Below are 14,023 nucleotides of genomic sequence, written 5' to 3' on the forward strand. Positions count from 1 at the left end.
CATTGAGGCAGAACCCATGGCCGAAGTATCATCCGACATCGAGATCGCGCGCGCCGCCAAGAAAAAGCAGATCCAGGAGATCGGCGCCAAGATCGGCATCCCGACCGAGCACCTTTTGCCCTACGGCCACGACAAGGCGAAGGTTTCCGCCGAGTTCATCAAGTCGGTGAAGGGCAACAAGGACGGCAAGCTGATCCTGGTCACCGCCATCAACCCGACGCCGGCCGGCGAAGGCAAGACCACGACCACGGTCGGTCTGGGCGACGGCCTCAACCGCATCGGCAAGAAGGCGATCGTCTGCATTCGCGAAGCCTCGCTCGGCCCGAATTTCGGCGTCAAGGGCGGTGCCGCCGGCGGCGGCTACGCACAGGTCGTGCCGATGGAGGACATGAACCTCCATTTCACCGGCGACTTCCACGCCATCACCACCGCGCACAATCTTCTGTCGGCGCTGATCGACAACCACATCTACTGGGGCAATGAGCTCGGCATCGACACCCGCCGCGTCGCCTGGCGCCGCGTCATGGACATGAACGACCGGGCGCTGCGCGAGATCATCTGCTCGCTCGGTGGCGTCGCCAACGGCTATCCGCGCGAGGCCGGCTTCGACATCACCGTCGCTTCCGAAGTCATGGCCATCCTGTGCCTGTCGACAGACCTCAAGGATCTCGAAAAGCGTCTCGGCGACATCATCGTCGCCTATCGCCGCGACAAGTCGCCGGTCTATGCCCGCGACCTCAAGGCCGACGGCGCCATGGCCGTGCTTCTGAAGGACGCCATGCAGCCGAACCTGGTGCAGACGCTCGAGAACAACCCGGCCTTCGTCCATGGCGGTCCGTTCGCCAACATCGCGCATGGTTGCAACTCGGTCGTCGCCACCACGACGGCGCTGAAGCTCGCCGACTACGTCGTCACCGAAGCCGGTTTCGGCGCCGACCTTGGCGCTGAAAAGTTCTTCGACATCAAGTGCCGCAAGGCGGGCCTGAAGCCGGCAGCGGCCGTCATCGTCGCCACCGTGCGCGCCATGAAGATGAATGGCGGCGTCAAGAAGGAAGACCTCGGCAAGGAAAACATCGAGGCGGTCAAGAAGGGCTGCGCCAATCTCGGCCGCCACATCGAGAACATCCGCCAGTTCGGCGTGCCGGCGGTGGTTGCCATCAACCACTTCTATTCCGACACCGACGCCGAGATCCAGGCGATGAAGGACTATGTCGCCTCGATGGGCGAAGAGGCGATCCTGTGCAAGCACTGGGCCAAGGGCTCCGCCGGCATCGAGGACCTCGCCAACAAGGTGGTGGCGCTGGCCGAATCCGGCGCCTCGCAGTTCGCGCCGCTCTATCCCGATGACATGCCGCTGTTCGAGAAGATCAACACCATCGTCCAGCGCATCTATCGCGGCTCGGAAGCGATCGCCGACAAGTCGGTGCGCGACCAGCTCAAGGCCTGGGAAGACGCCGGCTACGGCAATCTGCCGGTCTGCATGGCCAAGACCCAGTACTCGTTCTCGACCGACCCGAACCTGCGCGGCGCACCGACCGGCCACACCGTGCCGGTGCGCGAGGTCAGGCTGTCGGCGGGCGCCGGCTTCGTCGTCATCATCTGCGGCGAGGTCATGACCATGCCCGGCCTGCCCAAGGCGCCGTCCTCGGAGAAGATCTTCCTCAACGAGGCCGGCCAGATCGAAGGCCTGTTCTGAGATGCACGGGTTAGCGGCGACGATTGCTGTGCAAACCGTCATGTGTTCGCCGGACTCCACCGGACTTGCTGCCAGCCAAGGCCCGCTGGCAGCAATGCCGTTTTATCCGCACAACGAGGATGTCGCAGGCATGCCGCCGACGGGAGTTGGAAAAGTTTCCGACGAAAATTTCGAGGCCTCAGGCAGCTTCGCGGAATCGCGGGAACTGGAACGGGCCGTCAATTGAACGTCCCGTTCGCATCTCCCACAACCCGTCACTCAGCCGGTCTGCTTGAGGATTCGCCGAGGCCCAGCATCGCGGCGGTGACCGACCGGGTTTTTGTGTCCAACCTCTGCGTACACGGGTATCATGGAGTGCTGAGCGAAGAGACGCGTCTGGGGCAGAAATTTTTCATCGATATCGATTGCGTCTCGGATCTTGAACAATGCGTGCGTGACGACGACTATTCGAAGGCCGTCTGCTACGCCACGCTATGCAACCTCGCGGTCGAGGTGTCGGCTTCCGGCCCCTTTAGGTTGATCGAAACGCTCGGTGACCGTATCGCCGAGAGAGTTCTTGTCGGATTTCCATCCGTGTCTGAGGTGCTGGTCCGGATCCGCAAGCCTTCTGCCCCGATTGCCCACGCCTTGGATCATGTCGGAATCGAAGTACGCCGCGCGCGCAAGTCGCGGGTAGCCTTTGCCCTTGGCAGCAACATAGGCAACAAACAGGCGAACCTTCGCGCCGCATTGTCATTGCTCAGCCTCGAAGAAGGCGTGGAAATCGATGCCGTCTCACATTTCTACAAGACGGCTGCCTGGGGCGCGACGGACCAGGATTGGTTTGTCAACGGCTGTGCAATCGGCTTGACCAGTCTGCCTCCACGCCATCTGCTGCAACGTTGCAAAGCGATCGAAAGCCAGATTGGGCGTACACCAGAGAGACCGTGGGGGCCTCGTCTCATTGATATCGACGTTCTGTTCGTTGGTGACGCGGAAATTCGCCTCCCAGGCTGTGCCCTGCCTCATCCGGAAATGTTCAATCGTGCATTTGTGCTGGTACCCTTGGCCGAGATCGCATCGGAGCAAAAAGTAATGGGACGACTTGTCGGGAACGCTGTGGCGCAGCTCCAGCGCATTGCCGGCGACGTCGTTAGACTGGATGACCCCTCTTGATCGATTTCAGCCGGATGTTTGATCCCGAGCTTTGATGGTTCATGATTGTGGTCCGAGTGCATGGGAGCGCCACAACTATAGAGGCGATCCGTTGAGCGATACAGCCTTTCAAGCGAGCTTCGCTCGGGGGAGACAGGTTATCGATGCGCCGTCCTACAAAGGCTCTGCCCCTCGTGCCGACCGAGATTCACGTCAGTACGGTCGAGGATGACACTTAAAGCGGCAGTGCTGCATTGATGTCTCCACCAGGCGACGCGCTTGATTTGGGTTGACTGCAGGCAGTCGACCGCCAAAAATGAAGCTTCCGTTAGAGCCCATCAGAACCGACGATCTCAGTGCCATATTCGGCGGATGCGTCTAAGATACTATGCCAGATGCTATCGGCAAAGCTGGTGAAAGCCAGGACGTTGAAGACTGGTGATCCATCGTCAGCGTTGGCGCCGCGCCACAAATTGACGCCGGTGTGGTCGATCGAGGTCGCGGCGGCCGCACCGACGGGGAAGACCGTATCGTCCAGATCAAGCGATGACAGCTTGGCCAGCATCTTGCGCGCGCTTGGGCCGGATATCCGGATCAGCGCCCGGCCGTCCGACTGATCGGAAAGCGACGCCTTGCCTGCAAAACTTTCGCGTAGCGCGTCGACCGGCGATTGCTCCTTCGCGTTGGCAAACAGGGCATAGAACTGGTCGGCGCCTGACCAGATCAGCGTGGCGGACTCGCCCGCGACGGCCTGGGGCGTTGACGGCGCTTCTACATCAAACCGTGCCTTGGCGGCCTTGGCGGTGGCCGGCCCCTGCCCGCGCCGGGCGAAGACCAGGACCAGGCTGAAGTCGCGCACCTCCGACAAGACGATGCCAGGTTGAAGCACGGCCGCGCCTCGGCGACCAGGAGCGGCTGCATGCTGCAGCGGCGAACTGGCGGTCCAGGTAAAATCAGCCACGCTGGCGTCCTCCCTCGGGATCGTAGAAGACCGGATTGCAGATCTCGACGTCGTAGTCCTCGCCGCGCAATGGGTCATGCACACGGACGATTTCGCCAAAGCGCTCGCGGCCGCGCTCGACCAGGCCAAGGCCGATCCACTGGCCAAGCATCGGCGAGTGGCAGACCGAGGTTGCGTAGCCCTGGTCGGTGTCGGGTCCCGGTATCGCGCCCTTGGGGATGATGTGCGCGCCCGAACGCAGCCGTCGTGCCTTGTCGACCGGCTTTAGGCCGACCACAACCTGGCGGTTCGGATCGACGAGGCCTTCGCGAGCGGCGAGAACGCGGCCGACGAAATCCTTCTTCTTCGACGCCATCTTGCCGAGGCCGAGATCACCCGCCGTCGTCGTGCCGTTGAGTTCGGGACCTGCGACGTGGCCCTTCTCGATGCGCATGACGCCGAGCGCCTCGGTGCCATACGAGATGACGCCGAACGGCTTGCCGGCAATCATCAGGTTGCGCACCAGGGCGTCGCCATAGCGCGCCGGCACGGAAATCTCGAAGGCCATTTCACCCGAGAAAGAAATGCGGAACAGCCGGGCCGTGACGCCGCCGCGCAGCTTCACCTCGCGCACGCCCATGAAGGGGAAGCCTTCATTGGACAGGTCTTCGGCCGGGTCGACGATCTCGCGCAGCAGATCGCGAGTTTTCGGCCCGGCGATCGAGAATTGCGCCCACTGGTCGGTGCACGATGTCAGTTGCACGTCGAGTTCGGGCCACAGCACCTGCCGGCAATATTCGAGATGTTGCATCACCGGGCCGGCCTTGGCCGTGGTGGTGGTCAGGAAATAATGGTCCTCGGCAAGCCGCGACGTGGTGCCGTCGTCCATGACGATGCCGTCGTCGCGCAGCATCAGGCCATAGCGCGCCTTGCCGACGCCGAGCGAGGAGAAGATGTTGATGTAGACGCGGTCGAGGAAGGCGCCGGCGTCGGGACCCATTACGTCAATCTTGCCGAGCGTGGAGACATCGCAGAAACCAACGCCGTTGCGCACCGTCAGCACTTCGCGGTCAACCGACGTCAGCCAGTCCTTTTCGCCGGGCAGCGGATACCATTGCGCGCGCTTCCACAGGCCGGTGTCGACGAATACGGCGCCGCGCTCGGCGGCCCAGCGGTGCGAGGGCGTCAACCGAGTCGAATGGAATTTTTCGTCGCGATGGTGGCCGGCAAGGGCACCGATGGCAACCGGAACCTGCGGCGGCCGGTAGATGGTGGTGCCGGTCTGCGGGATCGTGCGCCCGCTGACTTCGGCCATGATGGCAAGACCGGTGACGTTGGAATTGCGGCCCTGATCCGTCGCCATGCCAAGCGTCGTGTACCGCTTCAGATGCTCGACCGATTCAAAGCCTTCGCGCTGGGCGAGCGCAATGTCCGACGCCGTGACGTCATGCTGGAAGTCGACGAATGCCTTGTGCTTGCCCTCGACATGCCACAGCGGCGCGATCGAGAATACCTCCGCGACGGCCGCGGACGCGGCGCCGGCCTTTTGCTTGTGGCCGCATTCGGCGGCGGCCTCGATGCCCGAGGCATGACCGCCACGCAAGCAGGCGCTAAGCGAAAAGTCACCGTTGGCCGCACCAGAAACAGTCATTCCAGGCGGACAATCGCCCGGCACGAAGGCGGCAATGTCGTCGCGCCAGGTGGGTCGGCCGCGCTGATGCGAGGACAGGCCGACCGACGGGTTCCAGCCACCGGACATGGCCAGCGTGTCGGCGGCGATCTCCGCTGTCCCGCCACTGGCTTGGGCGATGCTGATCCTGCTTATTCCCGACACGCCGCCGCTGGCGTCACTGACGACGCCGTTGAAGACGCGGAAGCCGGAAGCCTCGGCAACCGCCCGGAACTGGTCGGGAATGTGCGGGCGTGAATCGATGACGCCGGATATCTCGATGCCGGCACGCAGCGCTGCTTCGACGGTTTGCCAGCCGTCATTGTTGTTGGTGAACAGCGCGATGCGCTTGCCCGGCGTCGCGGCGAAACGGTCGATATAGGTGCGGACCGCCGAAGCCATCATCACCCCTGGGCGATCATTACCCGAAAACACGATCGGGCGCTCGATGGCGCCGGCCGCCACCACGCAACGCTTGGCGACGATGCGCCAGAGCCGCTGGCGGACCCGATGCTTGGCGGGCGTCGCCACATGGTCGTTGACGCGTTCGAGGGCGCCATAGGTTCCACCGTCGTAGACGCCGAACACCGCCGTGCGGGTCATGATGCGAACGTTGGGCAAGGACGAGAGCTCGGCAAGCGCATTGGTCAGCCATTCGCGCGAAAACAGCCCGTCGATCTCAGCGTGATCGGACAAGAGCCTGCCGCCGACGCGGCTGTCTTCCTCGGCGAGAATGACGCGGGCGCCGGCGCGGCCGGCGGCGAGTGCGGCGGAGATGCCGGCCGGGCCACTGCCCGCCACCAGCACGTCACAATGCGCCCAGGCCTTGTCGTAGTGATCCGGATCAGCCAGGCCGCTCGACCGGCCAAGGCCGGCGGCGCGACGGATGGCGGGTTCATAGATCATCTCCCAGAACTTCGCCGGCCACATGAAGGTCTTGTAGTAGAACCCGGCGACGAAGATCGGCGACAGGAGCTGGTTGACCGCCATCACGTCGTGGCGCAGCGATGGCCAGCGGTTCTGGCTCAGCGCATCGAGGCCGTCATAAAGCTCGGTGGTGGTCGCCTTGGTGTTGGCCTCGCGGCGGGCGCCGCTGCGCAATTCGACCAGCGCGTTCGGCTCTTCCGAGCCGGCCGTCAGGATGCCGCGCGGGCGATGGTATTTGAACGAGCGGCCAACCAGCCTGACGCCGTTGGCGACAAGCGCGGAGGCAAGCGTGTCACCAGCAAAGCCAGTCATCGTCTTGCCGTCGAAGGCGAAGTTCAGCGGTGCGGCACGGTCGATCAGGCCGCCGGTGACGAGGCGGTTGGATTGGGCGCTGCCGGAAGCCGCCGTGGGAACCTTGGCACCTGCCGCGGGCCTGCCTTGCGCGGAGGTGAGCGTCAGCGAGCCGGTCATGATCTAACACCTGCGGTTGGAGCCGGCGAAGAGCTGGCGCCTACGCCGGGCGCAGCCACAACCGATGTGATTTCATGCGTGGCGGTGTTGCGGGAGACGCGCAACCAGGAGCGGCAGCCACCGCCGTGGTACCAGTATTCGTTCATCTCTCCGGCGACGTTGTCGCGCAGATAGACATAATCGTAGAACGCCTCCGCCTCGCCGACGGCACCGCCGGCGACATCGAGGGCCACCATGGCCGGGCGCTTCGGTTTGGCGTCACCGAGATAGGTGAACTCGCCAACTTCGCGCGTTCCACAAAATGGACATGCTATGCGCATTTCCCGATAGTCCTGTTCTGGTCTTCAGTGAAGGTTAGGCTGGGGCCCCTGCCCCTTTTCGTCGATCATAAAGCCGCGCTGGAAGCGGTCGAGGCGGAAGCGTTTGGCTTCCTCATGCGGTTCGTCGCGGGCGAGCAGATGCGCGAAGGTCAGGCCTGAGGCAGGTGTCGCCTTGAAACCGCCGTAGCACCAGCCGGCATTGATGTAGAGGCCGTCGACCGGCGAGCGATCGATGATCGGCGTGCCGTCCATGGACATGTCCATGATGCCGCCCCACTGGCGCAGCATGCGCACCCGGCCGATCATCGGCATCAGCGCCATGCCGCCTTCGCAGACATCCTCCATGACCGGCATGTTGCCGCGCTGGGCATAGGAATTGTAGCCGTCGAGATCACCGCCGAAGACCAGGCCGCCCTTGTCGGACTGGCTGACATAGAAATGGCCGGCGCCAAAGGTGATGACGCCGGGAATGAGTGGCTTGATCGCTTCCGACACGAAGGCCTGCAGCACGTGGCTTTCGATCGGCAGGCGCAGGCCGGCCATCGCCGCCACCTTCGAGGAGCTGCCGGCGACCGCCATGCCGACCTTGCCGGCGCCGATCCTGCCACGCGACGTCTCGACACCGGTGATCGCGCCGTTCTGGTCGCGGATGAAGCCGGTCACTTCGCAGTTCTGGATGACATCGACGCCGAGCTTGTCGGCCGCGTGGGCATAGCCCCACACGACGGCGTCGTGGCGCGCCGTGCCCGCGCGGCGTTGCAGCAGTCCGCCCTGGATCGGGAAGCGTGCATTGTCGTAGTTGAGGAACGGCAGCATCTTGCGGATCTGCGTGGCGTCGAGCAGATCGGCGTCGATGCCGTTGATGCGCATGACGTTGCCGCGCCGCGCGAAGGCGTCGCGCTGGGCGTCGGAATGGTAGAGGTTGATGATGCCGCGCTGGCTGACCATCGTGTTATAGTTGAGGTCCTGTTCCATCCGCTCCCACAGCTTCATCGACAGCTCGTAGAAGCCGGTATTGCCGGGCAGCATGTAGTTGGAGCGGATGATGGTGGTGTTGCGGCCGGCATTGCCGGAGCCGATCCAGCCCTTTTCCAGTACGGCGACATTCCTGATGCCGTATTTGTGGGCCAGGAAATAGGCAGTGGCCAGCCCGTGGCCGCCGCCGCCGATGATCACGACGTCATAACGACTTTTAGGCGCCGGGTCACGCCAGGTACGGGACCAGTTTTTGTGCCCGGACAATGCCGCACGCGCCAGGGAGAAGATGGAGTATTTCATCGGGTCAATTCTGCGAAAGTTGCACTTCCAAAATGTTCGAAAACGGCTCCGCCGGGCCCTGGGAGGAAGCGGAGGCGGCGACGGAGCCGTTTTCCACGCGGACTCTTTGGATTTAGACGTCCAGTGTGTGATCGCGTTCCCATTGCGTGAAATGGGAGGCATAGGAGTTCCATTCCTGATGCTTCAGCTTGAGAAACGCCGTCGAAAACTCCTCGCCCATCGCGGCCTTGAGTTCGATGTCCTTGTCGTATTGGCGCAGCGCGTCGAGCAGGTTTAGCGGTAGCTTCGGACCGTTGGTTACGCTGTGGCCGTCCTTGTACATGTCGATGTCGGAGCGTTCGCCCGGATCGGCTTTCGTGCGAATTCCGGAAAGACCAGCAGCGAGAATGACTGCCTGCATGAGATAAGGGTTGGCGGCGCCATCGGGCAGGCGGAGTTCGAAGCGGCCAGGGCCAGGCACGCGCACCATGTGGGTTCGGTTGTTGCCGGTCCAGGTCACCGTGTTGGGAGCCCATGTCGCGCCGGAGATCGTGCGTGGGGCATTGATGCGCTTGTAGGAATTGACCGTGGGATTGGTGATCGCGGCAAGTGCCGAGGCATGCTTCATGATGCCGCCGAGGAAATGCCGGCCCTGTTGGGAAAGGCCCAGCTCCATGCTCTTGTCTGCGAACGCATTGGTTTTGCCGGCAAGGTCCCATACCGAGATGTGGGCGTGGCAGCCATTTCCGGTCAGACCCTGGAATGGCTTCGGCATGAAGGTGGCGCGCAAGCCGTGCTTTTCTGCGATCGACTTGACCATGAACTTGAAGAACGAGTGCTTGTCCGCGGTCGGCAGCACGTCGTCATACTGCCAGTTCATCTCGAACTGGCCGTTCGCGTCCTCATGGTCATTCTGATAGGGGTTCCAGCCAAGCTCCAGCATGGCGTCACAGATCTCGGCGATGACATCGTAGCGACGCATGACGGCCTGCTGGTCGTAGCAGGACTTCGCCGCGGTATCGTACTCGTCGGAGATTTTCTCTCCCCCCGGCGTCGTCAGGAAGAACTCCGGCTCGACACCGGTCTTGACGCGCATGCCCAATTCGGCCGCGTCCGCCACCAGACGCTTGAGTGTGTTGCGTGGCGCCTGTTCGACGCCTTTGCCTTCCATCACGCAGTCTGAGGCGACCCAGGCTACATCCCTCTTCCACGGCAGTTGGATGACGGAGGAGGCATCCGGAACCGCCAGCATGTCGGGATGTGCCGGCGTCAGGTCGAGCCAGGTGGCGAAGCCGGCAAAACCGGCACCATCCTTCTGCATGTCGGCGATTGCTTGAGCGGGAACCAGCTTGGCGCGCTGCCCACCAAAAAGGTCGGTATAGGAGATCATGAAATACTTGATGCTCCGCGCCTTGGCGAATTCACCCAGATCGGTTGCCGCCTTAGGCTCCAGTTTGCTCTCGAAAGCCGTTCCCATAGCTTGTCTCTCCCAGCTTTGCTGAATCAGAAGGTGTTTTTGCCCGGTACCCAGTTCGTGCCAGCCAAAGGCACGCCGGCCATGGCTGCTGACTCAAGCGTCAGGGCACAAAGGTCCTCCGGCTCCAGATTGTGCAGATGATTCTTCCCGCACGCACGCGCGATCGTCTGCGCTTCCAGCGTCATCACCTTCAGGTAGTTGGCCAACCGTCGCCCCGCCGCGATCGGATCGACCCGCTTCATCAGCTCGGGGTCCTGCGTGGTGATACCGGCCGGATCCTTGCCTTCGTGCCAGTCGTCATATGCGCCAGCAGTGGTTCCAAGTTTCTGGTACTCGGACTCCCAACGCGGATCGTTGTCGCCTAGAGCAATAAGCGCCGCCGTTCCGATCGACACGGCATCGGCCCCCAGCGCCAACGCCTTGGCGACATCGGCGCCGTTGCGGATGCCTCCAGAGACGATGAGTTGCACCTTTCGGTGCATGCCGAGATCTTGCAACGCCTGGACGGCGGGCCGAATGCAGGCAAGTATAGGCTGGCCCACGTTTTCAATAAACACTTCCTGGGTTGCGGCGGTGCCGCCCTGCATTCCATCAAGCACGACCACGTCGGCACCCGCCTTCACCGCAAGCGCGGTGTCATAATAAGGACGTGCGCCACCGACCTTGACGTAGATAGGCTTTTCCCAATCGGTGATCTCACGGATCTCGAGAATCTTGATCTCAAGATCGTCAGGTCCTGTCCAGTCAGGATGCCGGCAAGCCGAACGCTGGTCGATCCCCTTGGGCAACGTGCGCATTTCGGCAACGCGGTCAGAGATCTTCTGGCCAAGCAGCATGCCGCCGCCGCCGGGCTTAGCACCCTGGCCTACAACGATCTCGATTGCGTCGGCGCGGCGAAGATCGCGCGGGTTCATTCCATAACGCGAGGGCAGATACTGATAGACCAGCGTTTGCGAGTGGCCTCGTTCTTCCTCGGTCATCCCGCCATCGCCGGTAGTCGTTGATGTTCCCGACAGCGTGGCACCGCGTCCCAGCGCCTCTTTGGCTGGGCCAGACAGCGAGCCAAAACTCATGCCGGCAACAGTGATCGGGATCTTCAATGTAATCGGCTTCTTGGCGTTGCGTGCGCCGAGTATGACGGTCGTGTCACACTTTTCACGGTAACCTTCGAGCGGATAGCGGGAGATTGACGCGCCGAGGAACAAAAGGTCATCGAAGTGCGGGAGCTTGCGCTTGGCGCCGCTACCGCGAATATCGTAGATGCCCGTGGCCGCGGCGCGGCGGATTTCCGACATCGTATAGTCGTCGAACGTCGCGGATTTGCGCGGGATGGTTGGCGGATTCTGATAGGTCATGATGCTGGCCTCAATACGCGGCGGCGTTGTCGATGTTGAAATTGTACAAGGTGCGCGCGGAGCCGTAGCGCGTGAACTCCTCCGGCTTCACGCCCTTGACACCGGCGCGGTCGAGCAGTTCCTGCAGCTTGGCGATGTGCTCGGGACGCATTTCCTTGGCGATGCAGTCGGCTCCAAGACTCTGGACCTTGCCCCTGACGAACAACTTCGCTTCGTAGATGGAGTCTCCGAGCGCGTCTCCCGCATCGCCGAGTACCACCAGATGCCCTGATTGCGCCATGAAAGCCGACATGTGTCCGATATCGCCATGAACGACGATATCGATGCCCTTCATGGAGATCCCGCAGCGCGAAGACGCATTGCCTTCAATAACCAGCAAGCCACCCCTGCCGGTAGCGCCAGCGTACTGGCTGGCGTCACCCTTCACGATGATTTCACCCGACATCATGTTTTCGCCAACACCAGGTCCGGCCGACCCATGTACCGTAATGGTGCCCTGGCTATTCATGCCGCCGCAGTAATAGCCAACGCTGCCCCTGATATCGACAGTGATTGGCTGGTCCACTCCAGCAGCGACAGCATGCCCGCCGCCGGGGTTTAGAATTTCCCAAGCCGTCTCGTTGGACCCCGGCTTGATGTTGTGAAGCGCCTGGTTGAGTTCCCGTAGCGGCGTCTTGGCAAGATCGAACTTAACCGCTGAATGGTCCGAACTGCGCGGCGCTGCGGCCGTGGCAAGATTGGTCGTATGCATACCTCAATGCTCCCAGAAATAGACAGTTGCTGGCTCAGGTTCCCAAACCTTGGCGTTTTCTATGCCAGGCAGCATCGCGAGAGCGCGGTATTCCGACCCGAAGGCCACATACTGGTCGGTTTCGGCGAGAACTGCCGGCTTGCAGGCGATGGGGTCACGGACCACGCCGAAGCCTGATTTGGTGCCAACGACAAAAGTGAAGAAGCCATCCAGATCGCCGAGTGTGTGCTCCAGCGCTTCGCCAAGCTTCATACCGTGAGCCATCTTCGATGAAAGATAAGCAGCCGCCACCTCGGTATCATTCTCGGTTTCGAACTTCATGCCTTCGCGCTTGAGTTCACGACGAACGTTGTTGTGGTTTGACAGCGAGCCGTTATGAACCAGACACTGGTCCGGCCCCGTGGAAAACGGATGGGCGCCCATGGTCGTCACCGCCGATTCGGTGGCCATACGGGTATGACCGATGCCGTGCGTTCCAATCATCTTGGACAGGCCGAAACGATCGACCACGTCCCCAGGCAAGCCCACTTCCTTGTAAATTTCGACGTTATCGCCCGAACCCATGACGCGGATCGATGGCCTGATCTCGCCAAGCGCCGCACGGGTCGCATCGATCCGGTCTGAGGGGACGTCGATGACGGCATGCGTCGAATTGACAGCGACCTTGACCTCGACGCCAATCTTCTTGCGCAGCTCCGCTGCCAATCCGGCAAAATCGGACTGCGGCGACTGCGACTGAATGGTGACCTTGGCGCGGCCAGGCGTGGCAGGTCCGTAGATAGCAATGCCCGCACTATCAGGTCCGCGATCCGTCATAGAGATCAACATCTCGGACAACATCGCACCCAATTGGGGTTGAAGCGATTTGTCCTTCAAAAAAAGCCCCACGATTCCGCACATGACGGCCACTCCATAGTGATTGCAGCTGACAATTTTGGTAGCAGGTCCAAATTGGCAAATCAACTGTCATGAATTTTTTTTTCCTGAGGGAGAAATAAGCGGACACCATTTTTTTCTCGCATACAGGCCAGAACCATACCCAACTGATGATAGCAGCGAGAGCCAACTATCTGCTTTTTATAGAAATTCTCGAAGGCTGCCTGACAAGGCTGGCGAAGGCGTTGACGAGAATAGGCAACGCCGCTGGGTTAAGGGCCTCAGTCGGCCACAAAATAAACCCGTGTTCCCGTGGTCCTCTGCCCAGCTAATCCTGTCCGCCGCTCTGCGGATACGAGATGATGGAAAGGTAGCGCATTGGAAGTTTGATCAGTTCTTCCGGTCCGTGCGGGGCATCAGCATCGAAGAACAAGCTATCGCCAGGCAACATGCGGTAGAGCTTGCCGCCGTGGCGATACACAACCTCGCCCTCGAGCATGTAGAGAAATTCCATGCCATCATGCTGGAACATTGGAAAGACGTCGGAGTCTTCCGTCAAGGTAATGAGGTAGGGCTCGACCTCGACTCCGCTGGTGTTCGAACCGATATGGCCAAGCAAGGTGTACTGATGACCTGCCCGGGTGCCACGCCGTTCAACGTCCATGCCCTCGCCTGCCTTGACGAAAACAGCGTTTCGATCCTCCTCGAAGCGTCGAAAAAAGGCCGTGATCGGCACGCCCAGGGCATTGGAAAGCGTCTGTAGCGTCGTCAAGGACGGTGATGTTATCCCGTTCTCGATCTTCGACAGCATGCCGAGCGAGATATTCGTGGTGCTCGCAAGGTCCGCGACAGTAATGCCCAGTTTCTTGCGAAAGGCTCGGACCTCGCGACCGATCGCAAGCTCAAGGACTTTCTCCCTGGCATCGCGAACGGCATGGGGATCCTGGGACAAGACAGCAGAACGTGGGACGGCTGGCGCCGCGGGCGGTTTGCCCTCTGGCTCGTTGACAGACACCTTGGCGGCCGTCACAAGCTTTTTGACTTTTGCCATTTCGAACCGCCCAAATCCCAGACCCTACGATTTCACTTTAGGTAAACATATTTGCCACACCTTACAATACGCCGACTCCTGGCACTGGGCACGGCTGGC

12 protein-coding genes are annotated in these 14,023 nt (G+C 61.6%); 3 read left to right on the forward strand and 9 right to left on the reverse strand.

Going from position 1 to position 14,023, the window contains the following annotated elements; all coding sequences use genetic code 11:
• Window positions 1–16 precede the first annotated feature (16 nt).
• The 3 genes from EN850_RS28165 (at window position 17) to folK (ending at window position 2,851) form a co-directional block, all read left to right on the forward strand.
• Window positions 17–1,696: a formate--tetrahydrofolate ligase gene (locus EN850_RS28165; protein WP_135917470.1), complete on the forward strand. Its 1,680-nt coding sequence runs from the start codon at window positions 17–19 to the stop codon at window positions 1,694–1,696.
• A 1-nt stretch (window position 1,697) separates the two neighbouring features.
• A complete protein-coding gene (locus EN850_RS36490; RefSeq protein ID WP_189524184.1) occupies window positions 1,698–1,922 on the forward strand; it encodes a hypothetical protein in 225 nt (74 codons plus the stop codon).
• A gap of 77 nt (window positions 1,923–1,999) precedes the next feature.
• Window positions 2,000–2,851: a 2-amino-4-hydroxy-6-hydroxymethyldihydropteridine diphosphokinase gene (gene folK, locus EN850_RS28170; protein WP_189522234.1), complete on the forward strand. Its 852-nt coding sequence runs from the start codon at window positions 2,000–2,002 to the stop codon at window positions 2,849–2,851.
• Between the two features lie 307 nt (window positions 2,852–3,158).
• Here folK and EN850_RS28175 read toward each other — a convergent pair whose 3' ends face one another.
• The 9 genes from EN850_RS28175 to EN850_RS28215 form a co-directional block, all read right to left on the reverse strand.
• On the reverse strand, window positions 3,159–3,689 hold the full coding sequence (locus tag EN850_RS28175) for a sarcosine oxidase subunit gamma family protein (protein ID WP_348630945.1): 531 nt from the start codon (window positions 3,687–3,689) through the stop codon (window positions 3,159–3,161).
• Window positions 3,690–3,783: 94 nt separating this feature from the next.
• A complete protein-coding gene (locus EN850_RS28180) occupies window positions 3,784–6,837 on the reverse strand; it encodes a sarcosine oxidase subunit alpha family protein (protein ID WP_135917465.1) in 3,054 nt (1,017 codons plus the stop codon).
• Window positions 6,834–7,157: a sarcosine oxidase subunit delta gene (locus EN850_RS28185; RefSeq protein WP_135917463.1), complete on the reverse strand. Its 324-nt coding sequence runs from the start codon at window positions 7,155–7,157 to the stop codon at window positions 6,834–6,836. The genes EN850_RS28180 and EN850_RS28185 overlap by 4 nt, the downstream gene beginning before the upstream one ends.
• Window positions 7,158–7,181: 24 nt before the next feature.
• Window positions 7,182–8,435, reverse strand: a complete 1,254-nt coding sequence (locus tag EN850_RS28190) for a sarcosine oxidase subunit beta family protein (RefSeq protein ID WP_135880810.1) — start codon at window positions 8,433–8,435, stop codon at window positions 7,182–7,184.
• Window positions 8,436–8,547: 112 nt separating this feature from the next.
• Window positions 8,548–9,891 carry a type III glutamate--ammonia ligase gene (gene glnT / locus EN850_RS28195; protein ID WP_135932933.1) on the reverse strand — a complete coding sequence of 448 codons (1,344 nt, stop codon included), beginning with the start codon at window positions 9,889–9,891 and terminating at the stop codon, window positions 8,548–8,550.
• A gap of 26 nt (window positions 9,892–9,917) precedes the next feature.
• Window positions 9,918–11,246 carry an FMN-binding glutamate synthase family protein gene (locus tag EN850_RS28200; RefSeq protein WP_135880812.1) on the reverse strand — a complete coding sequence of 443 codons (1,329 nt, stop codon included), beginning with the start codon at window positions 11,244–11,246 and terminating at the stop codon, window positions 9,918–9,920.
• A gap of 10 nt (window positions 11,247–11,256) precedes the next feature.
• Window positions 11,257–11,997 carry a GXGXG domain-containing protein gene (locus EN850_RS28205; protein WP_135880813.1) on the reverse strand — a complete coding sequence of 247 codons (741 nt, stop codon included), beginning with the start codon at window positions 11,995–11,997 and terminating at the stop codon, window positions 11,257–11,259.
• A 3-nt stretch (window positions 11,998–12,000) separates the two neighbouring features.
• Window positions 12,001–12,897 (reverse strand): glutamine amidotransferase family protein, encoded by an 897-nt coding sequence (locus EN850_RS28210; protein WP_135917458.1) that lies wholly within the window; start codon window positions 12,895–12,897, stop codon window positions 12,001–12,003.
• Between the two features lie 304 nt (window positions 12,898–13,201).
• Window positions 13,202–13,924: an XRE family transcriptional regulator gene (locus tag EN850_RS28215; RefSeq protein ID WP_135917456.1), complete on the reverse strand. Its 723-nt coding sequence runs from the start codon at window positions 13,922–13,924 to the stop codon at window positions 13,202–13,204.
• Window positions 13,925–14,023 lie beyond the last annotated feature (99 nt).

The organism is Mesorhizobium sp. M8A.F.Ca.ET.207.01.1.1, assembly GCF_004794715.1.
Classification (GTDB): domain Bacteria; phylum Pseudomonadota; class Alphaproteobacteria; order Rhizobiales; family Rhizobiaceae; genus Mesorhizobium.